Source organism: Bradyrhizobium sp. Mp27 (assembly GCF_029953005.1).
Lineage (GTDB): Bacteria > Pseudomonadota > Alphaproteobacteria > Rhizobiales > Xanthobacteraceae > Bradyrhizobium > Bradyrhizobium barranii.
Map to the genome: position 1 here is coordinate 59,711 of NZ_JASAUS010000022.1, position 22,379 is coordinate 82,089.

At 64.2% G+C, this 22,379-nt stretch carries 22 protein-coding genes; 14 read left to right on the forward strand and 8 right to left on the reverse strand.

The annotated features are described in order from the left end of the window. On the reverse strand, nucleotides 1-1,032 hold the full coding sequence (locus tag QJT78_RS14705) for a TRAP transporter substrate-binding protein (RefSeq protein WP_028147675.1): 1,032 nt from the start codon (nucleotides 1,030-1,032) through the stop codon (nucleotides 1-3). Between the two features lie 428 nt (nucleotides 1,033-1,460). Here QJT78_RS14705 and QJT78_RS14710 point away from each other — a divergent pair, with 428 nt between their 5' ends. Then, nucleotides 1,461-2,951: a caspase family protein gene (locus QJT78_RS14710; protein ID WP_028147674.1), complete on the forward strand. Its 1,491-nt coding sequence runs from the start codon at nucleotides 1,461-1,463 to the stop codon at nucleotides 2,949-2,951. Nucleotides 2,952-3,269: 318 nt separating this feature from the next. After that, on the forward strand, nucleotides 3,270-4,937 hold the full coding sequence (locus QJT78_RS14715; RefSeq protein WP_028147673.1) for a SulP family inorganic anion transporter: 1,668 nt from the start codon (nucleotides 3,270-3,272) through the stop codon (nucleotides 4,935-4,937). A 234-nt stretch (nucleotides 4,938-5,171) separates the two neighbouring features. On the opposite strand, the gene QJT78_RS14720 is transcribed toward QJT78_RS14715, so the two are convergent. Beyond that, a complete protein-coding gene (locus QJT78_RS14720) occupies nucleotides 5,172-5,345 on the reverse strand; it encodes a hypothetical protein (RefSeq protein ID WP_155257718.1) in 174 nt (57 codons plus the stop codon). Between the two features lie 120 nt (nucleotides 5,346-5,465). On the opposite strand from QJT78_RS14720, the gene QJT78_RS14725 reads away from it, so the two are divergent. The 4 genes from QJT78_RS14725 (at nucleotide 5,466) to ugpC (ending at nucleotide 9,805) form a co-directional block, all read left to right on the forward strand. Then, complete coding sequence (locus tag QJT78_RS14725; protein ID WP_028147672.1) at nucleotides 5,466-6,782, forward strand: extracellular solute-binding protein; 1,317 nt, start codon at nucleotides 5,466-5,468, stop codon at nucleotides 6,780-6,782. Between the two features lie 158 nt (nucleotides 6,783-6,940). Then, nucleotides 6,941-7,783 (forward strand): sugar ABC transporter permease, encoded by an 843-nt coding sequence (locus QJT78_RS14730; RefSeq protein WP_240537573.1) that lies wholly within the window; start codon nucleotides 6,941-6,943, stop codon nucleotides 7,781-7,783. A 3-nt stretch (nucleotides 7,784-7,786) separates the two neighbouring features. Beyond that, nucleotides 7,787-8,638, forward strand: coding sequence for a carbohydrate ABC transporter permease (locus QJT78_RS14735; RefSeq protein ID WP_038943094.1), 852 nt, complete (start codon nucleotides 7,787-7,789; stop codon nucleotides 8,636-8,638). Between the two features lie 75 nt (nucleotides 8,639-8,713). Further along, entirely contained in the window at nucleotides 8,714-9,805 is a 1,092-nt protein-coding gene (ugpC, locus tag QJT78_RS14740) for a sn-glycerol-3-phosphate ABC transporter ATP-binding protein UgpC (protein WP_028147669.1), read from the forward strand. A 123-nt stretch (nucleotides 9,806-9,928) separates the two neighbouring features. Here the strand turns inward: ugpC and QJT78_RS14745 are convergent, their stop codons facing one another. The 3 genes from QJT78_RS14745 to QJT78_RS14755 form a co-directional block, all read right to left on the reverse strand. Then, complete coding sequence (locus QJT78_RS14745; RefSeq protein WP_028147668.1) at nucleotides 9,929-10,288, reverse strand: hypothetical protein; 360 nt, start codon at nucleotides 10,286-10,288, stop codon at nucleotides 9,929-9,931. A gap of 117 nt (nucleotides 10,289-10,405) precedes the next feature. After that, nucleotides 10,406-11,746, reverse strand: a complete 1,341-nt coding sequence (locus QJT78_RS14750) for a Spy/CpxP family protein refolding chaperone (protein ID WP_212490537.1) — start codon at nucleotides 11,744-11,746, stop codon at nucleotides 10,406-10,408. 105 nt (nucleotides 11,747-11,851) lie between these two features. Next, the gene (locus QJT78_RS14755; protein ID WP_028147666.1) at nucleotides 11,852-13,276 is read right to left on the reverse strand and encodes an FAD-linked oxidase C-terminal domain-containing protein; all 1,425 of its coding nucleotides are present in this window, start codon (nucleotides 13,274-13,276) and stop codon (nucleotides 11,852-11,854) included. An 84-nt stretch (nucleotides 13,277-13,360) separates the two neighbouring features. Here QJT78_RS14755 and QJT78_RS14760 point away from each other — a divergent pair, with 84 nt between their 5' ends. Further along, the gene (locus tag QJT78_RS14760) at nucleotides 13,361-13,855 is read left to right on the forward strand and encodes a thioesterase family protein (RefSeq protein ID WP_028147665.1); all 495 of its coding nucleotides are present in this window, start codon (nucleotides 13,361-13,363) and stop codon (nucleotides 13,853-13,855) included. A gap of 61 nt (nucleotides 13,856-13,916) precedes the next feature. Here the strand turns inward: QJT78_RS14760 and QJT78_RS14765 are convergent, their stop codons facing one another. Next, complete coding sequence (locus QJT78_RS14765; protein WP_008556598.1) at nucleotides 13,917-14,090, reverse strand: DUF1328 domain-containing protein; 174 nt, start codon at nucleotides 14,088-14,090, stop codon at nucleotides 13,917-13,919. Nucleotides 14,091-14,326: 236 nt separating this feature from the next. Here QJT78_RS14765 and QJT78_RS14770 point away from each other — a divergent pair, with 236 nt between their 5' ends. From QJT78_RS14770 to QJT78_RS14800, 7 genes are all read left to right on the forward strand, one after another. Further along, complete coding sequence (locus tag QJT78_RS14770) at nucleotides 14,327-16,939, forward strand: UvrD-helicase domain-containing protein (RefSeq protein ID WP_028147664.1); 2,613 nt, start codon at nucleotides 14,327-14,329, stop codon at nucleotides 16,937-16,939. A gap of 8 nt (nucleotides 16,940-16,947) precedes the next feature. Next, nucleotides 16,948-17,235 (forward strand): type II toxin-antitoxin system HicB family antitoxin, encoded by a 288-nt coding sequence (locus QJT78_RS14775; protein WP_028147663.1) that lies wholly within the window; start codon nucleotides 16,948-16,950, stop codon nucleotides 17,233-17,235. Nucleotides 17,236-17,323: 88 nt separating this feature from the next. Continuing rightward, nucleotides 17,324-17,737 carry a hypothetical protein gene (locus QJT78_RS14780; RefSeq protein ID WP_014493005.1) on the forward strand — a complete coding sequence of 138 codons (414 nt, stop codon included), beginning with the start codon at nucleotides 17,324-17,326 and terminating at the stop codon, nucleotides 17,735-17,737. Then, nucleotides 17,737-18,405: an OmpA family protein gene (locus QJT78_RS14785; protein WP_028147661.1), complete on the forward strand. Its 669-nt coding sequence runs from the start codon at nucleotides 17,737-17,739 to the stop codon at nucleotides 18,403-18,405. The genes QJT78_RS14780 and QJT78_RS14785 overlap by 1 nt, the downstream gene beginning before the upstream one ends. A gap of 151 nt (nucleotides 18,406-18,556) precedes the next feature. Then, complete coding sequence (locus QJT78_RS14790) at nucleotides 18,557-19,093, forward strand: Mpo1-like protein (RefSeq protein ID WP_049807582.1); 537 nt, start codon at nucleotides 18,557-18,559, stop codon at nucleotides 19,091-19,093. 29 nt (nucleotides 19,094-19,122) lie between these two features. Beyond that, entirely contained in the window at nucleotides 19,123-20,154 is a 1,032-nt protein-coding gene (locus tag QJT78_RS14795; RefSeq protein WP_028147659.1) for an NAD-dependent epimerase/dehydratase family protein, read from the forward strand. Nucleotides 20,155-20,182: 28 nt separating this feature from the next. Next, nucleotides 20,183-20,809 carry an isoprenylcysteine carboxylmethyltransferase family protein gene (locus tag QJT78_RS14800; RefSeq protein ID WP_028147658.1) on the forward strand — a complete coding sequence of 209 codons (627 nt, stop codon included), beginning with the start codon at nucleotides 20,183-20,185 and terminating at the stop codon, nucleotides 20,807-20,809. A 597-nt stretch (nucleotides 20,810-21,406) separates the two neighbouring features. Here the strand turns inward: QJT78_RS14800 and QJT78_RS14805 are convergent. Both QJT78_RS14805 and QJT78_RS14810 read right to left on the reverse strand, forming a co-directional pair. After that, on the reverse strand, nucleotides 21,407-21,613 hold the full coding sequence (locus QJT78_RS14805; protein WP_071910441.1) for a DUF2934 domain-containing protein: 207 nt from the start codon (nucleotides 21,611-21,613) through the stop codon (nucleotides 21,407-21,409). Nucleotides 21,614-21,905: 292 nt separating this feature from the next. Then, a complete protein-coding gene (locus tag QJT78_RS14810; protein ID WP_028147657.1) occupies nucleotides 21,906-22,112 on the reverse strand; it encodes a hypothetical protein in 207 nt (68 codons plus the stop codon). Nucleotides 22,113-22,379 lie beyond the last annotated feature (267 nt).

The following is a 22,379-nucleotide window of genomic DNA, read 5'->3' on the forward strand; positions in this document are numbered from 1 at the left end:
TCAAGCTTGCGTCGCGCGGATGATGTCGATGACCGGCTTGGACTCCGGCCGCGCCTTGATGAAGTTCTCGTGCTGCGGCGCGACGCGCTTCTTGAAGGCTTCGCGGTCGCATTCGGCCACCGTCACGCCCTTCTCGGTCAAAGCCGTCAGCGCCTCCTTCTCGACCGCAAGCCCATGGGCACGCGTGTCGGCCGCGGCCTTCTTGGCGGCATCGAGGAAACCCTCGCGCAGCTTCGGATCCATGCGGTTGTAGGTCACGTCGCTGAAGTAGATCGCGAGCGGCGAGAAATTGTGCTGCGTCAGCGAGTAGAATTTTGCCGTTTCGAAGAACTTGCTGGCCAGGATCGTCGGCGGATCGTGCTCCAGCCCGTCGAGCACGCCGGCCTGGAGCGCCGTATAGATCTCGCCGAAGGCCAGGGGCGTCGCGGCGGCGCCCATCAAGCGCAGGCATTCCGTGATCACCGGATTCGGCAACGTCCTGATCTTGAGGCCGGCGAGATCCTCCGGCGTCTTCACCGGCTTCCTCGCGAGCACGCTGCGTGAGCCGAAATTATAGGCCCAGGCGATGATGCGGATGTTGCCACTCTTGAGCAGCGCGTCCTCGATCGGCTTGGCGGCGCCGGAATCGAACGCCTTGGTCTGCTGCGGGAAGCTCGAGAACAGAAAGCCGAGGTCGAAGGTGCCGACCAGCGGCACCAGGTTGGCGGAGATCGACGAACCCGATACCATGAGGTCGATGACGCCGAGCTTCACCGAATTGATGACGTCGATCTCCTGCCCGAGCTGGTTGTCGGGAAAGAAGGCGACCTCGACCTGCTCGCCGAGCCCGTTGCCCTTCAGGTTCTTGACGAGGTTGTCGTAGTAGACGCGGCCGTTGGCGTATTTCGGATCGTTCGGCAGCGAGGAGGAGCATTTCAGCTTCAGCGTCGCCGCTTCGGCGCGACCGATGATGGCAGGAGAGAGAACGAGGCCGGCGGTGACCGCCGTCGACGACTTGATGAACGTGCGACGGCTCACGGGCACGATGGTCATGGCGCGGTCTCTCCCCGAATATTCTTGCTTACGGCCGAGATCGCTGCCACGGCCTGTTGCGAAGACTGTATGGCCAAAGCGACGGGGCAGGCAAGGGTTGCGGCCGGCCGCCGCAAAGCGGCGTGTCGCGAACATCGACGGCATCGGCACGGTCAAAACCACCGTGTTTGTCCGGGATTCTCGCTTGGATCGGCCTGCGGGTAGATGTGCGAGAGGACGCTTCGCGCAGCAGCAGGGATCAATCCAATTGGTGCATGGATCAATGCGCAATTCACATGGATACCACCGGAGCGATGCCACCGCGGCTTCGGCAGACGCCCTGCCCCATTTTGCCGCAGCTTGCAGCGTGATCCAGCGCACAGACGGACGCGTGGCGGCAACCTAGAAAAGCTGACATCATCGTGCGCATTGCCGATGGAGGTGACACCATGCGCCGTCCAGTCCTTCGCAATTTGTTTCTTGCATCCAGCCTTGTCGCGCTCGCGCAATTGATGACGCCGACGGACGCCGACGCCGAGGCGCGGCTCGCACTCGTGATCGGTCAATCGGCCTATCGCACCGTGCCGGAGCTGCCCAACGCAGCCAACGACGCCAAGGGCATGACGGAGCTGCTCGGCAATGCCGGCTTCACCGTCACCACGGCGGCCAACCTGGCGCAGAACGAGATGCGCGCTGCAATCTCCGATTTCGCCGGCAAGGTCAGCGCCAGCGGCGCCGACACCGTCGCACTGGTGTTCTATGCCGGCCACGGCCTCCAGATCGACGGCGAGAACTATCTGGTGCCGGTCGATCTCGATCCCAAGCGCGAGGCCGACATTCCGCTCCAGGGCGTGCGGCTGAACGATCTGCTCAACACGCTCGGCGCGCTGCCGACGCGGGCACGCATCTTCATGCTCGATGCCTGCCGCAACAATCCGTTCCCGGCGCTCAGCGGCGCCGGCCGCGGGCTTGCGATCGTCGACACCAAAGCCGGCGCGCCCGGCTCCTTCATCTCCTATTCGACCTCGCCCGGCGCCGAAGCCGAGGACGGCTCCGGCATCGACAGCCCCTACACCACGGCCGCGCTGACCGTCGCCAAGCAGCCGAACCTGCCGATCGAGGAAGTGTTCAAGCGCATCCGCATCGCCGTGGCGCAATCGACCGACGGGCGGCAGATCCCGTGGGAAAGCTCGTCGCTGACGACCGACTTCAGGTTCTTCGGCGGCGAGAGCAGCGGCGGACAGCCTGCTCTCCCGGGCGCATCCGCCATGGCACTCGCCAGCGGCACGCGCAGCGTCGCGGACTGGCGCAAGGATTTGCAGGGCAAGGAGCCGAAGGCTGCCTATGAGCTGGTGATCGCCGACGACACCGTGGAGGCGTATCAGGCCTATGTCGAGCTCTATGCACAGGCCTCCTACACGCCGCGTCTGCGCACGATCCTGGAGCGCCGGCGTCAGATGCTGGCCTGGGAGCGCGCCACCGCGATCAACACCCGCGCCTCGTTCGAGGCCTATCTGGCGAATTGGGATAACAGCGATCTCGCCGCAACCGCGCGCCGGCTGCTGCTCCGTGTGCAGAACCGTAACTATGCCTTGCCGGTCGCGGCTGCTGCGGCCGCTGCTCCGATCGCGGTCGCAATGGCCCCGACCTGCCCGTGCTCGGCGCCGTCGACACCGGCAACGCCGGTCAATCCGGCGGTGGCGCCCATCATCAAGAAGCGCGTCGACGACACGCCGCCGAAGCGAAAGGTGGTCGAGACGCCGTCAAAACCGCGCCGGCCGCCGCCCGACGAAGTGGTCTACGAGCGCGCGCCGCCACCTGGCCCGCCACCTGAAGCCGTGGGCGTCGGAATTGGTGTCGGGATTGGTCTCGGCATGGGCATGGGCGGCCGTGGCGGAGGCGGCTACGGACGCGGCGACTACAACCGCGGCAGGTACTGAGCCCCAGTTCACCAAGCGAATGGATGTCCGCAGGCCCTGCCTGCGGACATTTCTGTTGATGGTGAGCGGCCAGCAACTCTCGTGCCCCGGACGCAGCGCTCCCGGCGATGCGAAGCATCGTCCGGTGCGGTGCGCTGCAGAGCCGGGGCCCGCGTACCAGCGAACTGTGCGGCGCGATGGGTCCCGGCTCTGCGCAGCAACGCTGGGCGTTGCAGCGCGTCCGGGACACGAGAGTTGCGGATATTTCGCCTTCTGTGGCCTTCCGGAAGTACTGTAGGCTGATCTGCTGACGCCAGCCTTCCCGGGGATTCCATGTCGATGCCGCACGACGCGCCCGCCAAGAGCTCATGGCCGCTGTTCCGGTCACTCGCGTCCTATTCCCTGCCCGGCGACCTCATGGCGGGCCTGACGCTGGCGGCGATTGCGATCCCCGAGCAGATGGCCACGGCGCGGCTTGGCGGTTTTGCGCCGCAGATCGGCTTCTTCGCGTTCATGGCGGGCTCGCTCGGTTTCGCACTGCTCGGCGGCAACCGCTTCCTGTCCTGCGGCGCGGATTCCACGATCACGCCGATCTTCGCCGGCGGACTTGCCGCGCTCGCTGCCACCGGCTCGCCCGAATATCAGGGGCTTGCGATCGCACTGGCGCTGATGGTCGGCGCGATGATGCTGGCCAGCGGCGCTTTCCGCCTCGGCGGCATCGCCAATCTTTTGTCAGTGCCGGTCATGGTCGGCTTCCTCGCCGGCATTTCCGTCCACATCATCGTGTCGCAATTGCCGGGCGTGCTCGGGCTTCAGTCACCGAGCGGGCCGACGCTCGATCGCATCGGCGTACTCGCGACCGAACTCGGCCACACCAACCCCTTCACGCTCTGCATCGGGCTCGGTGTGCTCGCCGTGGTCTTCATCGCCGAGAGGGTCAGCGCGAAAATTCCGGGTGCGCTGATCGGGCTCGTCGCCGCGACACTGGCCACAATCGGGCTCGGCCTCGAAAGCAAGGGCGTCAACGTCGTCGGCGCGGTGCCGGGCACGCTGCCGCGGCCGACCCTGCCCGACCTTGCGCCGGAGCAATGGGTTCGCCTGGTGCCGCTCGCCTTCGTGATCACCGTCGTGGTGATGGTGCAGACCGCCGCGACGACGCGGTCGTTCCCGTCCGATCCCGACAAGCCGGCCGATGTCGACCGCGACTTTCTCGGCGCGGGCGCCGGCAGCGTGCTGGCCGGCCTGTTCGGTGCCTTTCCGGTCGATGCGAGCCCGCCGCGGACCGGGATCGTCGCCGAGACCGGCGGACAATCGCAGCTCGCGGGCCTCGCCGCCGCGCTGATCGTGCTGGCGCTACTCGCGTTCGGAACGGGATTGCTGCGGCACGTGCCGGATGCGGCGCTCGGCGGCATCCTGCTGTTCGTGGCGCTGCGGATCATCCGCCTCAAGCAGATCGTCACGATCTACCACCAGTCCTTCAGCGAATTCCTGCTGATCGTCGCCACCGCCGCGCTGATCATCGTGCTGCCGATCGAGCAGGGCGCGTTCCTCGGCATCGTGCTGTCGCTGCTGCACGGCATCTGGAGCACGACGCGCGCCAAGCTCGTCGAGTTCGAGCGCGTGCCCGGCACCACGATCTGGTGGCCCGCCCATCCGCACATCACCGGCGAGCGCATCGCCGGCGTCGCCGTGATCGGGCTCCAGGCGCCGCTGTCGTTTCTCAATGCACCTGGCTTTCGCAGCGACGTGACCAAGGTTCTCACGACGTCGACGCCGCAACTGCTGGTGCTGGAGGCGAGCGGCATGGTCGAGATCGACTTCACCGCCGCGCAGATCCTGCTCGACGTCTTCAAGTCGTGCAGCGAACAGGGCGTCACCGTCGCGCTGGCGCGGCTGGAATCGGCGCGCGCGCAGAACGCGTTCGAACGTTTCAGACTGTTCGACGCCCTGCCCCGCGAACACGTCTTCCACAGCGTCGACGAGGCCGTGCGCAAGTTGGCAAAATAACCACCGCCCTCACTCGGTCCGCCGCCCCAAAGGGAGCGATACTTTTGGTCGCCGGCCAGTTCGCGGAGTAAGACCATGGCCGCCGCGTCAAAGCTAGCACTTGATTTCCTGCTGCGACGGGCGACAATGATGTCGCGCCAGCTTCCGGTACCGAACTTCATATAAGACGGGGAAAACCCGCTTGGCCGCGGCTATACCGTCGCTGCGCGGGAGGGATCGTTATGACGGTAGGGTTCAAGCGCTGGCTGCAGCGCCGACATGATCCAGGCCGCCGATCGTATCGCCGTTACGATTGGGTGCGATGCAATCGCGCCGCTGCTCCGCGAAGAACGCCCCCTGGTTCGCGGCGAACTCGCCACCCCGGCGCTGCAAGTGGAACGCCACCAAATGATCATCGAGCCAATACATTGCGGACGTTGTCGCGGGCGCATGCGTTGGGCCACGGAGGCGCGATAGACTGAAAGAGACTCCAAGCCGGCGCAAGACTGGCCGTAGAGCATCAACTCGGACACATCGAGGGAGGGATGCATGACGACAGTAACCCGACGTAACGTCCTCAAGGGCGGTACCGCGCTTGCGGGCGGCATGGCCGGAATCCTGGCGGTTGGTAGGGCGCCCGCCTATGCGCAAGCCGCTACGGTGCACTGGCTGCGCTGGACCGACTTCGTTCCGGCGTCAGATCAGCTGCTGCGCAACGAAATCGCCAAGGAGTGCGAGAAAGCGCTCGGCATAAAGCTCAATATCGAGACCATCAACGCCAACGACATCCAAGCCCGTGTCACCTCGGCGATCCAGTCCGGGTCCGGCCCCGACATCGTCTGCGTCCTCAATAATTGGGGGCAACTTTACGGCGAAAGCGTCGTAGACGTCAGCGACATCGCGGAAGCACTCGGCAAGAGCCAAGGCGGCTTCTACGAAACATCCCGCGCTGTCGCCAATGACGGCAAGAAGTGGATCGCAGTGCCGTGGTCCATCGTCGGCTTGCAGATCGCGTACCGAAAGTCCTGGTTTGCCGAGATCGGCTACACGGACGGAAAATTCCCCCAGACGTGGGAGGAGTATCGCGAGGCCGGCAAGAAGCTGAAGGCAAAGGGACGGCCAATCGGCCAAACGCTGGGTCATACCTTCGGCGATGCGCCCGCCTTCGCCTACCCCTACCTGTGGTCCTGGGGCGGCAAGGAGGTCGAGGCAGACGGCAAGACGATTGCGCTGAATAGCCCGGCAACCGTCGAGTCGGTTAAATTCATGGTGGCCTTCTGGAAGGACGCCCACGACGAAGGCGGGCTCGCCTGGGACGATTCCAACAACAACCGCGCTTTTCTGTCCGGGACATGCAGCGCCACGCTCAATGGCGCCTCGATCTACATCGAGACTCTGCGCAAGCCGGATACCTACAAGACGGAGGCCGGCGGGCCGCTGAAGGACGACATCCTGCATGCCGCGCTGCCCAAGGGCCCCGGCGGACAGTTCAGTTATCACGTCCCGTTCTCGAACCTCCTGATGGGTTATTCGAAGAACCAGGATGCGGCGAAGAAATTCCTTGGCTGGATTCATTCCAAGGATGTCTACGACAAATGGTTCGTCTCCCAGAAGGGCTTCTCTGTCGGCCCGACCACGGATTGGGAAAAGCACAAGCTGTGGGGCGACGACCCTATCATGCTGCCCTACAAGCAAGCCGCGCGCACAGGGCGCTTCGCTGGCTACGAGGGACCCTCTACCCGCAGGGCAGCCGAAGTCGTGACCAAGTACGTCATCGTCGATATGTACGCAAAGGCCGTCCAAGGCATGCCCCCCGAGGACGCCGTGAAATGGGCAGAGGCTGAGCTCAAGAAGGTCTACGTCTGAGGATAAGCCGCCCCCCGCCCATTTTTCGAGGGGCGGCGGAATCTTCCGGCCGACGAGGATCGAACATGGCGATAAGCGCGGTCTCCGACACCACGCTCCGCGAGGCGCCCCCTCCCCGGCGACAGCGTTTGCTTGAGGACGAGCGCTGGCTGGCGTTCGTGCTGCTGGTGCCGACCATCGTGCTGCTCGGCCTGTTCATCGCCTATCCCTTCATGCGAGGGATATTGCTGTCGGTTACCAGCTCGCGCGTCGGTGTTCCCGGCGACTTCGTCGGCCTCGCTAACTTCTACAAGATCTTCAACGACGGGATCTTTCGCACCGCCGTTTACAATACCTTCCTCTATACGGGTGTGACCACCGTCTTCAAGCTGGCGCTAGGGCTGTGGCTGGCCATGCTGCTCAACCGTAATTTCCGCGGCAAGGCTTTTACCCGTGCTTTCATCCTGCTGCCATTCATTATTCCGACCGTGCTCTCGACTTTCGCCTGGAAGTGGATGTTCGACCCGACGTTCAGCGTTCTCAATTGGCTCCTCTACCATCTCGGTTTGATCACCGGGCGGATCAATTGGCTGGGCGACCCGGACCTCGCCATGATCTCGATTATCATCGTCAACATCTGGCGCGGGGTGCCGTTCTTCGCCATCAGCCTGCTCGCCGGCCTGCAGACCATCAGTCCCGAACTCAACGAGGCCGCCGCCATCGACGGCGCCAAGCCGTGGCAGCGGTTCTGGCACATCACCTGGCCGCTGCTGTTGCCCGTGACCATGGTCGTAATGCTGTTCTCGGTGATTCAGACGTTCGCCGATTTCCAGATTGTCTATGTGATGACGGGCGGCGGGCCGGCCAACGCAACGCACCTGTTCGCCACCTACGCCTATCAGATCGGCGTCGGCACAGGCCTCCTAAGCGAGGGCGCCGCCATCTCGCTCGCCATGTTTCCGGTCCTGTTTCTGGTCGTCGTCATCCAACTTCTCTACATCCGCCGCGTGGAGGTCCGCTGAGCCATGATCGAAGGCGCAAGGTGGCGAAAGTGGGTGTTCTTCTACGTCCCCATGACGTTGTTCCTGCTTTTCCTGCTGTTCCCGTTTTACTGGATGGTGATCACTTCGGTGCGGCCGGACGGCGAGCTTTACCGCCCCTGGAATTCGAGCAACTACAATCCGTTCTGGACCTGGGAACCGACCTGGGACCATGTCAGGTACCTGTTCGAGGAGACGCTGTTCGCATCGTGGCTGTGGAACACGACGTTCATCGCGCTCGCATCAACCGCCATCTCGCTCGTGTGCGGTGTGTTCGCCGGCTATGCTCTGTCGCGGCTGAACTTTCCATTTGCCGGCAGCCTGGGCACCGCCATCTTCATTACCTATCTGGTGCCGCAGACGCTGCTGTTCATTCCGCTGGCAGAGATCATACGCAACTATCGGCTGGGTGACACGCCTTGGTCACTGATCCTGACCTATCCGACCTTTCTGATTCCATTCTGCACCTGGATCATGATGGGCTACTTCAAGGCGGTACCGAAGGAGCTCGAGGAATGCGCGCGTATTGACGGCGCCTCGCGCTGGCAAGCGATGCTCTATATCGTCATCCCGGTGGCGATCCCAGGCATCCTCTCGGCCGGCATCTTCGCTTTCACGCTGTCGTGGAATGAGTTCATCTACGCGCTCGTCTTCCTGTCCTCGCCTGAGCAGAAGACCGTGCCGGTCGGCGTCACGTCGGAGCTGATCCGCGGCGATGTATTCTACTGGGGGCCGCTGATGGCTGGGGCCCTGCTTGGATCGATACCGGTTGCTATCGCCTATTCGTTCTTCGTCGAGCACTACGTCGCGGGATTGACCGGATCAGTGAAGGGCTGACAGCACCGCGGATCGCAGGGATTCGAAAGCGCGCATAGCGACAGCGCATAATCCGCTGGAGGCAGGTGGAAGCGAATGGGCCAGGTCGTCCTCAAGGGGATCAACAAGTTCTTTGACAACGTGCACGCTGTCAAAGACGTCAATCTGCAGATCCGCGACAAGGAATTCATGGTGTTCGTCGGCCCCTCCGGCTGTGGCAAGACGACGACGCTCAGGATGATCGCCGGGCTCGAAGCGATCAGTTCCGGCGATATCTCCATCGACGGCAACGTGGTCAATGAATTGGCACCCATGGACCGTGACATCGCCATGGTGTTCCAGAATTACGCCCTGTACCCGCACATGACCGTGTACGACAACATGGCGTTCGGCCTGAAGATGCGCAAATTCGATAAACCCGAGATTGACAAGCGCGTACTGGAGGCGGCTGACATCCTCGGCATCGGCGAATTGCTCACGCGCAGGCCACGCCAGCTCTCAGGCGGTCAGCGCCAGCGCGTGGCGTTAGGCCGTGCTATCGTGCGCCACCCCCGCGTTTTCCTGTTCGACGAGCCGCTGTCGAACCTCGATGCCAAGCTGCGGGTGCAGATGCGCGTTGAGCTGAAGAAGCTACATCTGCGTCTCGGCACCACAGCCATTTACGTTACTCACGATCAGGTCGAGGCTATGACGCTGGGTGACCGAGTCGTCGTCATGAAAGACGGCGTGGTGCAGCAAGTGGGGGAGCCGCTCGAACTCTACAATCATCCCTCCAACAAGTTCGTCGCCGGCTTCATAGGCTCCCCAGCCATGAATTTCGCGGCCGTTACGGTGACCGAGGCGAACGGATCGCTGATAGCCGAGAACTCCGGCCTGCGCATCAAGCTGCCGGACGAGACCGCGCAGCGGCTGCGCGGTTGTACCGGACGCAAGGTCATGCTCGGCGTGCGGCCGGAGGACCTCACCATGGCGGGTAGCGCGGATCTCGGCCACCCATGCTTCGATGCTGTGATTGAGGTGGTCGAGCAACTCGGCTCGGAAATCCTGCTCGATATGAAGGTCGGCGAGAGTATCATGGTGGCGAGCGTCGAGCCGACCGCGAGGGTGAGGGTCGGCGACAAGCTGCGCGTTGCCATGCGGCCTTCCAGGCTTCATGTTTTCGACGCGCAGACCGAGGCGGCCATCTAACGCCGGCAGAGGATCAACTCCACCGGTGAGCGGGAATTCGCCTTCTTGTCACCAGCTTCGATGACGCCCGGAGAGCGCGATGGCACTTGGCTCGTTGCCGGGCACACCGGATTTACGATTACACTAGGCCAGGGTCGGATGATCCCGCTGCACGGCCTCGCGGATCCAGCTGGCATGGATCGCGCGAAACAGGATCTGCGCGGTCTTGAGGTCGTTCGCCTTCATGCAGAGATCGACGATGCGATGGACGGCGGCGTCGCGCATCAATCCATCCGAGATATTCATCGCAATTTCCATCGCCACCTTGGCCGCGCGTTCATAGCGCTCGCCTTCGCGCTTGTCGTTGCGCGCCGAACCTGCCGCGCTCGCCGCTGCGGCGTCACAGATCGCGCGGATGTGCTCGACGGCCTCGATGTCGCCGAGCGGTACTTCGATCGTCTCGTCCCAGATGTCTGCCGGCTTCTGCTTCGCGAACCACTTCATCGCCCCTCACCAATGGTCTTCCAGCCGCCGTAGTTCCACGCTCCCGCCTCGCCCAGCATAGAGAGGTCGATCGAGATCGGCGAGGCGATTTTTCCGCCACGCATTATCGATATGCAGTCAGGACGTCCGACGTGGTCCGATGGCCTCGAACTGCGCCTTCTGCTCGTCATTCAGCGTGGCGTAGAAATCCTCCAGCGCTGCTCTAACCGACTTGACGCCGTCGAGCATCGTGTCGAGCCGCTTGCGAACCGCCGCCATTCGCGCCGGCGGCGTCATCACCTCGCCGGGCTCGCAGGCCGCCTTGAGCGATGCGCTGACCTTGGCGCTGGTATCCTGGAGCACCTGTAGCGCAGCACGCTGGGTGTCGTTGGGATGAAGCCTCGCCTCGATGTCAGTGCTGGGCCAATCGAGCGCAGCAGGCGTCGCGCAATTCTGGACCAGCGATCCCCCGGTGTTGCTGGAAGCCGTCGCACGACGCTGATCCTCGGCCAGCGCATTGAAGCGCGCCTTCTGCTCGTCGGTGAGCGAGCCGTAGAATCTATCGAGGGCGGGCTGAACGAGATCGACGGCTTTCTCCATCGCCTCGATGCGCTGCTGCATCGCCGTCAGCCGACCTGGCGCTGTCGCCGCGACCTGCGACGGGCAGGACGCGCGGATCATCTCGGACGCCAGGATCGAGGCATTGCCGAGTTCGTCGAGGCTTGCACCTTGCGCCTCGGTCGGCTGCACCGCGGCGGCGATCTGGTCGATCGGCAGACCGACGATCTCGCGGCGGTCGCTGCCGCAAAGCCGATCCAGCGGCACGCCGCGCGCCTGGCGCCGTCCCTGCGGCAGATAGGCCGAGAGACCGTCATAGCCATAGGGCCCGAAGATGCCGGCATAGATGTCAGGATAGCCGTAGCCCCAGAAGCCGAGACCATCGCCCCAGATCGTGTAATCGTAGAGATCGTTGTAGGCGAACGGCCAGAACAGCGGTCCGACCCAGCCATAACCGCCGCCCGCATGCTGCCACCACCCGCTGCTGGCGCCGTGCCAGCCGGCGAGTGCGGCCGCCGCCGCGATCTGCGCTCGCGCCGCCGGATTGCTGATCAGACGGCCGTTGCGGAAGGCGCTGGAATGCACGTTGAGGGCGTTTCGAAAATTCGCAGGACGGACGGCCGCATTGCGGATCTGGCCGAAGTTCGGGCCACGATGTCGGGCGCCCGTTGCGAAGCGGGGCCCGCCATGATGCCCGCCACCATGCGCATGTCCGAAGCCATGACCACCAAAATGGCCGCCTCCATGATGACCACCGCCGTGATGACCACCGCCGTGATGGCCACCGCCGTGATGGCCACCGCCATGCCCGCCTCCGTGCCCACCACCATGGCCGCCACCGTGCCCGCCCTTGCCCAGAGCCGTGCCCGTCAGCATGCAGGCAAGCGCCATCACGGCAATTCCAATGACAGGTCGCAACATCGCATCCTCCCGCACAGCCGCGCCATTGAGGCAGCGGAAATTGACGGGAATTGGAACCGGCCTGACTGCCGAAAGTTCCGCGACCGCGACGCAGCGGACGGCGCGCTATGCCTCCGGCACGATCTTGCCGGGATTGAAGATGTTCAGCGGATCGAGCGCCTGCTTCAGCGCCCGCATCGCGTCGAGCGCTTCGGGGCCGAGTTCCGCCTTGAGATATTTCTGCTTGCCCTGGCCGATGCCGTGCTCACCGGTGCAGGTGCCGTCCATCGCCTGCGCGCGCTCGACCAGGCGATGCATGAACTCCTCGCCGCGCGCCATCTCGTCGGCATCGTTGGTGTCGCAGACCAGCGAGCAGTGGAAATTGCCGTCACCGACATGGCCAACGATCGGCGACAGCAGATTGAGGCGCTTGAGATCTTCCTCGGTCTCGCCGACGCAATCGGCAAGCCGGGAGATCGGCACGCAAACGTCGGTTGCAACCACGCCGATGCTGTCGCCGGGACGCAGCGCCTTCACCGACCAATAGGCGTCGTGCCGCGCCTGCCACAGCTTGGTGCGATCCTCCGGCTTGGTGGTCCAGGAGAAATCGCCGCCGCCGCAATCCTTTGCAATCTCGCCGAACGCCTTGGACTGCTCGCCGACCTCGACCTCGCTGCCGTGAAATTCCATCAGCAGCAACGGCGTTTCCGGCAGCGTCAGCTTCGAATAGGCGTTGCAGGCCTTCACCTGCGCGGCGTTGAGCAGCTCGATGCGCGCCACGGGAATGCCGGTCTGGATCGCCAGGATCACGGCCTGACACGCCCCGTGCACGGTCTCGAACGACACCGCGCCGGCCGCGATCGTGTCAGGGATGCCGCGCAGGCGAATGGTCAGCTCGGAGATGATGCCGAGCGTGCCTTCGGCGCCAACGAACAGATGTGTCAGGTCGTAGCCGGCCGATGATTTCTTGGCGCGCGTGCCTGTGGTGATGATCTCGCCGTCGCCGCGCACGACCTTCAGCGCCAGCACGCTGTCGCGCATGGTGCCGTAGCGCACCGCGTTGGTGCCGGAGGCGCGGGTCGAGGCCATGCCGCCGAGCGAAGCATCCGCGCCGGGGTCGATGGGGAAGAACAGGCCCTGGTCGCGCAGATGTTCGTTCAGCGCCTTGCGGGTCACGCCGGGCTGGATCACGCAGTCGAGGTCCTCGGCATGCACCGCGAGCACCTTGTTCATGTCGCGCAGGTCGATCGAGATGCCGCCGGCCGGCGCGTTGACCTGGCCCTCGAGCGAGGTGCCGGTGCCGAAGGCAATGACGGGCACGCGGTTCCTGGCGCAGATCCGCACCACGTCCTGGATGTCCGCGGTCTCCTGCGCCATCACCACGCCGTCCGGCGGCTGGTTGACGATCCATGTGGTGGTATGGCCGTGCTGCTCGCGAACGGCCTGCGAGGTGATGAGGCGGTTGCCGAACCGTGCGGCGAGCTGCTCCAGCGCGCTTGCGAGGGCTTTCGGCTCGACCCGCGGCGGATTATTGGTGATGGTCGTACCCACGGACATTCCTCCCGACAGAAGAACCGTGGCAAAGGACATCTAACCGGTCAAGTCAAGCGACCGCGCGCATAGCAGGAAAGACACATGCCGGAGACCGCCGCTGCCGAGCCGTTCCGCTCCTCGATCATGCAGATCGAGCCGCAATGGATCGACTACAACGGCCATCTCAACATGGCCTATTACAACGTGATGTTCGACCGCGCGATCGACCAGATGTGGTTACAGCTCGGGATCGGGCCGGGCTACATGAAGGAGCGAGGCGGCTCGACCTTCACTGCCGAATGCCATGTGCGGTATCTGCGCGAAATCCACCTCGGCGATCCCGTGCAGGTGTCGGTCTGGCTGCTCGAAGCCGACGACAAGCGGCTGCATACGTTCCAGGAGTTGCGGCACGCGACCGAAGGCTGGCTGTCGGCGACCTCCGAAAACATGTCGCTCCACATCGACATGGGCTCGCGAAAGGTGGCGGCCTTTCCGCCCGATATCCGGCAGCGCATTGCGGCCGTCGTCGGGGCCCACGGCGCCGTGCCGCGGCCCGAGGGCATCGGCCGAAACGTGGCGATGCCCTCGAAGCGGTAGTGCAAGATCCGGAAAAGTGTGAAGCGGTTTTCCGGTAAGATCATGCACCAATCAGACCGCGCTATATCCTGTTGCGGCCGCGGGCAAGGCCCACCACGGCCGAAACAAGGAACAGCACGACGGCGATGAAGAAGATGATCTTGGCGATCTCGATCGAGGCGCCGGCGATGCCGCCGAAGCCCAGGATGCCGGCGATCAGTGCGATAACCAGAAACGTCACAACCCAGCCTAGCATGGTCAAACCCTCGTCTTGATGTCTGTCTGCGTCGGCGCGGCTGGCCGCGCCACCTGTCCAGACAATCTCGACGCGGGAACGATGGTTCCGGCCCACGCAAGCTGGAAATTCGCCCTCGCGCAGGGAACAAATCGGTCCGCCGTGCACGTGGAAAACCGCTCCCGGCGCCCCATATAGGCAGCAATCCCTGTTAAGAAGGCTCCCTTCCACCACCCCGCGGTGCCATCGTGGGGCCAATGATTCGCATGACCGAGCCGAGCAAGATCACCAGCGTACCCGACCACCAGCCCGCAGCCGGCGGCATCGCCGCGCGTGCGCGCGCCTCCGTGGGCCCGAAATATCTGTCCGGGCTCAATCCCGAGCAGCGCGACGCCGTGGAGACGCTGGACGGCCCGGTCCTGGTGCTGGCCGGCGCCGGCACCGGCAAGACGCGCGTGCTGACCACGCGCATCGCCCACATCCTCAGCCAGGGCCGCGCCCGCCCGGCCGAGATCCTGTCGGTGACCTTCACCAACAAGGCCGCGCGCGAGATGAAGCATCGGCTCGGCCAGATGCTCGGCCATGCGGTCGAAGGCATGCCGTGGCTCGGCACCTTCCACTCCATCGGCGGCCGCATCCTGCGCACCCATGCCGAGCTGGCGCAGCTCAAGTCGAACTTCACGGTGCTCGACACCGATGACCAGGTGCGGCTGCTCAAGCAACTGCTGCAGGCCGACAACATCGACGACAAGCGCTGGCCGGCACGCATGCTGGCCGGCCTGATCGACGGCTGGAAGAACCGCGGCCTGACGCCGTCGCAGGTGCCGTCAGGCGAAGCCGCCGTGTTCGCCAATGGCAAGGGCGGCAAGCTCTATGCGAGCTACCAGGAGCGGCTGAAGATCCTGAACGCCGCCGATTTCGGCGATCTGCTGCTGGAAGACATCCGGATCTTCCGCGAGCATCCGGACATCCTGCGGCAGTACCAGCAGCGCTTCAAATTCATCCTGGTCGACGAATATCAGGACACCAACGTCGCGCAATATCTGTGGCTGCGGCTGCTGTCGCAGGCGCCGACGTCTCCCTCCTTCACCTCTCCCCGCGTGCGGGGAGAGATCGCATCGCAAAGCGATGCGGATGAGGGGGACTCTCCGAAGACTGAACTCGTGGAGACAGCCCCTCACCCCGACGCTCTCAGCGCGAGCGAAGCTCGTCGCGACCCCGCAAGCGGGGCGAGGGAGCAGACGCCTCACGTCAAAAACATCTGCTGCGTCGGCGACGACGACCAGTCGATCTATGGCTGGCGCGGCGCCGAGGTCGACAACATCCTGCGCTTCGACCACGATTTCCCCGGCGCCAAGGTCATCCGCCTCGAGCGCAATTACCGCTCGACCGGCCACATCCTCGCCGCCGCCTCGCATTTGATCGCGCACAACGAAGGCCGGCTCGGCAAGACGCTGCGCACCGAGGACCATGACGGCGAGAAGGTCACGGTGACGGGCTCGTGGGATTCGGAAGAGGAAGCCCGCGGCATCGGCGAGGAGATCGAGCAACTGCAGCGCCAGGGCGAGAAGCTCAACGAGATCGCGATCCTGGTGCGCGCCTCCTACCAGATGCGCGAATTCGAAGACCGTTTCGTCACGCTCGGCCTGCCCTACCGCGTGATCGGCGGCCCGCGCTTCTACGAGCGCGCCGAAATCCGCGACGCGCTGGCTTATCTGCGCGTCATCAATTCACCGGCCGACGATCTCGCCTTCGAGCGCATCGTCAACGTGCCCAAGCGCGGCCTTGGCGACGCCACCGTGCAGATGCTGCACGACCACGCCCGCAAGCGCCGCATCCCGCTATTCGAGGCGGCGCGCGCGGTGGTCGAGACCGACGAGCTGAAGCCGAAGGCGCGCGGAAGCTTGCGCGACGTCGTCGCCCAGTTCGACCGCTGGCGCGCCCAGCGCGAGGTCACCGCGCACACCGATCTCGCCCAGATCGTGCTCGACGAGAGCGGCTATACCGAGATGTGGCAGAAGGACCGCTCGGCGGATGCCGCGGGCCGGCTGGAGAATCTGAAAGAGCTGGTGCGCTCGATGGAGGAGTTCGAGAACCTGCAAGGGTTTTTGGAGCACATCTCGCTGGTGATGGATCGCGACGGCGGTGCCGAGGAAGACGCGGTGTCGCTGATGACGCTGCATTCGGCCAAGGGTCTCGAATTCGACAACGTGTTCCTGCCCGGCTGGGAGGAAGGCCTGTTCCCGAGCCAGCGCACGCTGGACGAACAGGGCCGCGCCGGCCTCGAGGAAGAGCGCCGGCTCGGCCATGTCGGCCTGACCCGCGCGAGGCGCCGCGCAAAGATCTACTTTGCGACCAACCGCCGGATCCATGGCACCTGGTCGACCACGATCCCGTCGCGCTTCCTCGACGAACTGCCGTCCGCCAATGTCGAGATCACGGAATCCAAGGGCGGCTCGGCCTGGGGCGGCACCGGCGGCTACGGCGCCTCGCGTTTCGACGACATGGAGGCGTTCGGCTCGACCTATTCGACCCCTGGCTGGCAGCGCGCCCAGGCCAACCGCAACCGGGGCGGCGGACGCAGTGGCGGCGGCCAGGGCGGCTTCGAGGAACAAGCCTCGTCGTTCTCCTCCTCATCCGGCCCGGATTTCGGCAGCTTCTCCTCACGCCGCCGCGGGCCGATAACGATCGAGGGCGAGCTGGTCGCCAAATCCACCGGCACCACCTCGGAATTTTCCCTCTCCGACCGCGTCTTCCACCAGAAATTCGGCTACGGCCGCGTCACCAAGATCGACGGCAACAAGCTCACCATCGCCTTCGACAAGGCTGGCGAGAAGAAGGTCGTGGACAGCTTCGTACAGCGGGCGTGAGGCCTGACATGCCTCAGTACGTCGCCATCATCGAGGACGCAGGCCCGGACGACGCCGTCAGCTTGTGGTTTCCCGACCTGCCGGGCTGCATTTCCGGCGGCGACGACGTCGACGAGGCCCTGGAGAGTGCGCCCGAGGCGCTCGCGTTCTATGCGCAGGAGCTGAGCGCGGACGGCCGCCAGCTTCCCCCACCAAATACGTTGGACGAGCTCAAGGCCGACCCTGAAGTGGCCGACGACCTCAGGAAACACACCGTCGTCCTGATCGAATGGCCGCCCCTCCCTGAGGCCGAGTGAGGACTGTTCGCCGCACTGGCCGGACGTTCGACAGTTCTCGCCCGAACAGCCCTTGACCACCGCGAACTTCCCCGTATCAGATGCACCCATGGTCCGGGGCATCACACTGATCTTGCTGGCATTGGGGATGCCGTCGCTTGCGGCGGCGGAGACCATGAGCTTTGGCGATTCGATCGGGCTGCTGGCCAAGAGTTGCGGCGCGGAAATCGTCGCCAATTGCCGCGGCGTCAATCCGGACTCGACCCGGCTGAAAGAGTGCCTGTCCCGCAACCGCGACGTGCTCTCCCAGCAATGCCAGAGCGATTATCTCGGCGCCTTCGATGCCATCCAGAAGCGCGTCGCCGCGCGCGTCACGGTGGCGAACGCCTGCCAGCGCGAGATCGTCAAGGTCTGCGGCGGCTCGACCAAGGAGACCAGCAAGTCGATCCCCTGCCTGGTCTCGACGCCCAAGGGCATCAGCAACAACTGCCTGAAGGCCGTCGACGACGCGGGGTATCGGTGATGCGCGCGAACGGAATCGCCATCACGCTGGTCGTGGTCCAGGTCCTGGCCCTGCTCGCGGGAGCAGCAAGCGCGCAGACGGCAGCGCCGACCCGTGACGACATCGTCGGCAAGCTGAACCATTTCGAACAGGCCGCCGAGGTCGACCTTCCCGCGATGAAGCAGCAGGTGATGGAGCGCGCCAAGGCCAGGATCAAGAACGATCCGGGTCCGGTGAACCGCCCGCTGATCGCGCCTGACCTCGCCAACCTGCCCGCCTTCAACGCGCAGATCCAGTTCGACGCCGACACGCCGATCATCCAGCCGGCGTCCTACCAGACCGTCGGCCGCATCGCGGACGCGCTGGTCCACTCCTCGCTGCTGCCCTACACCTTCCTGATCGTCGGCCATGTCGAATCCAATGCGAAGACGCGTGAGGCCAATGCGATCCTGAGCCAGCGACGCGCCGATGCAATCCGTGACGTCCTGGTGAACACCTTCAAGATCTCGACCAAGCGGCTGCATCCGATCGGCCTCGGCGAGGAGCAGTTTCTCGACCGGGCCAAGCCGACCTCGGCCGTCAACGGCCAGTTGCAAATCCTGACCTATGCCAAGGTGCCGGAGGACGCGCCTGCACATCCGGCTGCGGCGCCCGGGCCTGCGGCGAAAAAGCCCGCCAAGAAGCGCTGAGCGAGATCGCTTCCCCCGACGGAACTCTTTGAAGTTCCGACCGTTTTACGGCCTGTCGAAAGCGCAACAGCCATGCTTTGCGCGACACGCGAGCCGGTTTGTGCACTGCCCTATCCGGTGCTATAGCCTGTTCTCGCCCTTCCCCGACCCCATGCTGCACGAGACCGAGATGGCTGGTTATTTTCAACGCCAACTGGCCGATTACGTCGAATATCATCGCGATCCCTGGAACTGCGCGATGCACGTGGTCGGAATCCTCCTGCTCTTCACCGGCGCGGTGCTGCCGCTCACCCTCGTGCGTTTTCCCATCTTCGGGATCGAGGTGAGCCTGGCCGTGGTTGCGGCCCTGCCGGTGCTGGTTTACTGGCTGATGCTGGACGCCGGGATCGGACTCGGCATCCTCGCCGCGATGATCGTGCTGCTTTCGGTCGCAACCGCAATCGGCAATCAGGCCTCGATCGTCATGATGTGGTCGATTTTTGCGGTGCTGATCGCATCTGGCGTCGCAGCGCAGATCGTGGGCCACAGGGTTTTCGAGGAACGGCAGCCGTCGATGGTCGACCACCCCGCGCATTTCCTGCTTGGACCGATGTTTGTCATGGCGAAATTATTCATTGCACTGGGCTTCCGTCGCGACCTTGCCGCGATTCTGGCGCCTGTTCCGACCAATTCCCTTTCAACCCGATAGCTCTAGAAGCGAAACAGTAAACCTTCTGCATGGCTCTCGTACTGGTTACCGGTGGCAGCGGCTTCATCGGACATCATCTCGTAGAAGCGCTCCGCGCCCGTGGGCAGCGGGTACGCGTTCTCGATGTCCGTGCGCCGGCCGCGGCGAACGCGGACGTTGAACATATGCACGGTTCGGTGCTTGACGCCGCTGCCGTCGATGCCGCGATCGCCGGTGTCGATCAGATCTATCACCTCGCCGGCCTGCCCGGCATGTGGGTCGCCAACAAGCAGGACTTCCACGACGTCAATTGCCGCGGCACCGAAATCGTGCTTGCCGCGGCGATGAAGCGCGGCGTGTCGCGCTTCCTGCACTGCTCGACGGAATCGATCCTGTTCCCCTATTCCGACCTCAACGGCGTTGCCGCCGAAGAGGCGCTGCAGCCGGCCGATGCGATGCCCGGCGCCTATACGCGGTCGAAGTCGCTCGCAGAGCACCACGCCGCGAAGGCGGCGGCCGCAGGCTTCCCGCTCGTGATCGGCACGCCGACCATGCCGATCGGCGCCGCCGACCACAATCTGACGCCGCCGACGGCGATGCTCTGGTACTTCCTCCAGAAGAAGGTGCAGCCGCATCTCAACTTCCTGGTCAATCTCGTCGATGTTCGCGACGTCGCGATGGGGCTCGTGCTGACCATGGAGCGCGGCCGCATCGGCCAGCGCTACATCCTCGGCGGCGACTGCGTCCCGCTCGGCAATATCCTGCGGATGATGTCGGCGATGAGCGGCCGCCGGCAGTTCCCGGTCGTCGTGCCCGGCAAGATTGCCGAGCTCTCCGCTATCATGCTCGAAGCCATCTCCGATCGCATCACCCGCCGGCCGCCCAACGGCACTGCCGAGGGCGTGCGCATCGCGCTTGCCGCGAGCGACCTCTCGATCGGCAAGGCGCGCACCGAGCTCGGCTACGCGCCGCGCCCAATCGAGCCGGTCTTGCGCGAAACCATCACCCATCTGCTCGCCCGCAACGGCCAGCGGCCCTCCGGCGCCATCGAGCATCACGCGCTGTCCTCGCGCGCGAGCTGAAGCCGCCGCCCAAACGCAAAGAACCTTCATGTCCTTCGATTTCAGCAAGCTTCTCTCTGTCGCCTGGGGTGGTTGGACCACGACCTGGCCGACGCAACTGCTCGCCCTGATCTGGCTCGCCTGGCTTGCCAGCTGGGTCGGCGCCTCGTTCTGGCAGGGCCGTACCCAGAAGCAGGTGATGACGCTGGAGTCCGGCCGCTATCGCATCCCGATCCTGGTGGGCGGCATCCTGTTCACGCCGTGGACCGCGGAAGTGCTGGGCGAAAAGCCGCTCTGGGTGTTCAGCAACGCCGGCGTCTACATCGTGGCGCTGATCGTGCTCGCCGGCATCTCCTTCACCTGGTGGGGACGGCTGCATCTCGGCCAGTTCTGGTCCAACACCATCACCCACAAAGAAGACCACCGCGTCATCGACACCGGCCCGTATGGCATCGTGCGCCATCCGATCTACACCGGCCTGATCCTCGGCATGCTGGTGACCGGCATCGCGGTCGGCACGGTGACCGCCATGCTCGGCGCGATCCTGATCTCGCTCGGCATGTGGCAGAAGGGCCGGATGGAAGAGGTGTTTCTGTCCAAGGAGCTCGGCGAAGACGCCTACGGCGCCTATTGCCGTCGCGTGCCGATGATCATCCCGTTCCTGTCGCCGCGGTGAAGCGTCCTGAAGGCGCGGTCGCTGCGTTCCGCTTTCTCTGCACGACGTTACTGCACGCGACGATCAAATTGCGTTCCTCGCTCGATTGCATGATGAACGCGGAAGCAACAGCCGCCCGATGTCTCGCGCCAATGGGGCACCACAATGAAAAGGGACCATCGGAGTAACCGATGGTCCCAAAAGCCTCAAAGGCTGTTCGCTGGCAAAGGCCTTGCCGTGTCTTGCCAAGTTGGGCTGCGAGCAGACTTGGCGGGCTGCTTGCAGGGTTGATGCTCGCTCTACGCTGGCCTTCTGGACCCTGGCCTCTTTGACGCTGGCCTTACGGACGCTGGTCCCGTCGGACACTGGTTGCCATCGGCTCTGGTCACGTCGGCGCTCGTCGCTCTCGGCGCTGGATGGTGCGAGAAACCGACTCGATCAACCAATGCCAATTGAACTGCCGACCCGACGAATAGTCTAGGTGTTGTTGTCTGTTCCTCTCGAAGAAATTTGGGTTAGCGAGGCTGCCAATTCCCGCATCGTTGGATGTCATTTCTAACGACAACCGGCAGCCCGCCGACCGAATTGCGAATGGCGCACGTCCTCGCTCTGGACCCGTCAGCGCGAGTTTTGCTTTTTCGGGGATCGCACCCTTCTGGCGGGTTTTGTCACTGCTATGTCAGCCACGGCAGGGTTTGCGACTGACGCTTCGAGAATTTCGTATTGAGCATGCATCCAATGGACTTCCGCCTTTCCGTCGGGTTGCCCATCGGCGACCCAAAGGTGGTAGGCGCGCTCGCGAATTGCCTCTTCCAGATTTGGCATGGGATTTTCCTTGCGAATGATCCGCCCAGCCCGGCCAAAAGACTTGCTCCAGTAGGGTTAATGAAATCTTAACGGGGCAGCGGAAGCCATGAGTCGTGCGGGTGCGGCCCAGGGGCGGTCGGCGCTCATTGCGAGAAATCTCGGCGGCCGTCGCGGACGCCGGTCGCAACGAACGATAATCCGCATGCCGCGACCGGCATCAAACTCATGCTTACCGAGGGTCGACGAGGCCGTGCACGCGCCGCCTCTTTGGGGGCTCGGGGCCCGATTGACACCAGCACAGCGAAACTAGTCAGTCGATTGGCGCGAGCCGTTCGTTCCACCGCGCCGCAAGGTTTTTGATCTGCTCGAAATGCAGGATCGCCGGCTCACCCTCGCGGACGATTGTCGTCCGCTTGCGTTCCTTGGGTGGCAACGTCATCGCGCGCGATACTGCCGCGCGCAGTTTCATCGAGCCGTGATCTGTCAGGGTGACGAGTTCTTCCGGGTCAAGGGCCATGGGTCCACGCCTACGCTACCGGCTGGCCCGCAAGCCAGCACACGCGCCCCGAATGCCCAATTCTCCAGATAGCCCAACATGGTTAATGGTTCGTTATCGTTTGGCTCTGTCATTGGATTGGCGCGCGCGGGTAACGCGGCGTGTTGTCCCGTAAGTCCCCGCGGGTCACTTCAAATTCCTCCGGGTGTGGTCAGTCAAATTCCTCCACCCGCGAGGCAGGACAAGGGACTGTTAGTTTGAGTTTGTTTCCCGGGCAAGAGCTTCAGC

Bases quoted from the DNA above. Each gene is read 5' to 3' on its own strand.
- QJT78_RS14705 (WP_028147675.1), bottom strand. From the start codon at position 1,032: ATGACCATCGTGCCCGTGAGCCGTCGCACGTTCATCAAGTCGTCGACG.
- QJT78_RS14710 (WP_028147674.1), top strand. From the start codon at position 1,461: ATGCGCCGTCCAGTCCTTCGCAATTTGTTTCTTGCATCCAGCCTTGTC.
- QJT78_RS14715 (WP_028147673.1), top strand. From the start codon at position 3,270: ATGCCGCACGACGCGCCCGCCAAGAGCTCATGGCCGCTGTTCCGGTCA.
- QJT78_RS14720 (WP_155257718.1), bottom strand. From the start codon at position 5,345: ATGTATTGGCTCGATGATCATTTGGTGGCGTTCCACTTGCAGCGCCGG.
- QJT78_RS14725 (WP_028147672.1), top strand. From the start codon at position 5,466: ATGACGACAGTAACCCGACGTAACGTCCTCAAGGGCGGTACCGCGCTT.
- QJT78_RS14735 (WP_038943094.1), top strand. From the start codon at position 7,787: ATGATCGAAGGCGCAAGGTGGCGAAAGTGGGTGTTCTTCTACGTCCCC.
- ugpC (WP_028147669.1), top strand. From the start codon at position 8,714: ATGGGCCAGGTCGTCCTCAAGGGGATCAACAAGTTCTTTGACAACGTG.
- QJT78_RS14745 (WP_028147668.1), bottom strand. From the start codon at position 10,288: ATGAAGTGGTTCGCGAAGCAGAAGCCGGCAGACATCTGGGACGAGACG.
- QJT78_RS14750 (WP_212490537.1), bottom strand. From the start codon at position 11,746: ATGTTGCGACCTGTCATTGGAATTGCCGTGATGGCGCTTGCCTGCATG.
- QJT78_RS14760 (WP_028147665.1), top strand. From the start codon at position 13,361: ATGCCGGAGACCGCCGCTGCCGAGCCGTTCCGCTCCTCGATCATGCAG.
- QJT78_RS14765 (WP_008556598.1), bottom strand. From the start codon at position 14,090: ATGCTAGGCTGGGTTGTGACGTTTCTGGTTATCGCACTGATCGCCGGC.
- QJT78_RS14770 (WP_028147664.1), top strand. From the start codon at position 14,327: ATGATTCGCATGACCGAGCCGAGCAAGATCACCAGCGTACCCGACCAC.
- QJT78_RS14775 (WP_028147663.1), top strand. From the start codon at position 16,948: ATGCCTCAGTACGTCGCCATCATCGAGGACGCAGGCCCGGACGACGCC.
- QJT78_RS14780 (WP_014493005.1), top strand. From the start codon at position 17,324: ATGGTCCGGGGCATCACACTGATCTTGCTGGCATTGGGGATGCCGTCG.
- QJT78_RS14785 (WP_028147661.1), top strand. From the start codon at position 17,737: ATGCGCGCGAACGGAATCGCCATCACGCTGGTCGTGGTCCAGGTCCTG.
- QJT78_RS14790 (WP_049807582.1), top strand. From the start codon at position 18,557: ATGCTGCACGAGACCGAGATGGCTGGTTATTTTCAACGCCAACTGGCC.
- QJT78_RS14795 (WP_028147659.1), top strand. From the start codon at position 19,123: ATGGCTCTCGTACTGGTTACCGGTGGCAGCGGCTTCATCGGACATCAT.
- QJT78_RS14800 (WP_028147658.1), top strand. From the start codon at position 20,183: ATGTCCTTCGATTTCAGCAAGCTTCTCTCTGTCGCCTGGGGTGGTTGG.
- QJT78_RS14805 (WP_071910441.1), bottom strand. From the start codon at position 21,613: ATGCCAAATCTGGAAGAGGCAATTCGCGAGCGCGCCTACCACCTTTGG.
- QJT78_RS14810 (WP_028147657.1), bottom strand. From the start codon at position 22,112: ATGGCCCTTGACCCGGAAGAACTCGTCACCCTGACAGATCACGGCTCG.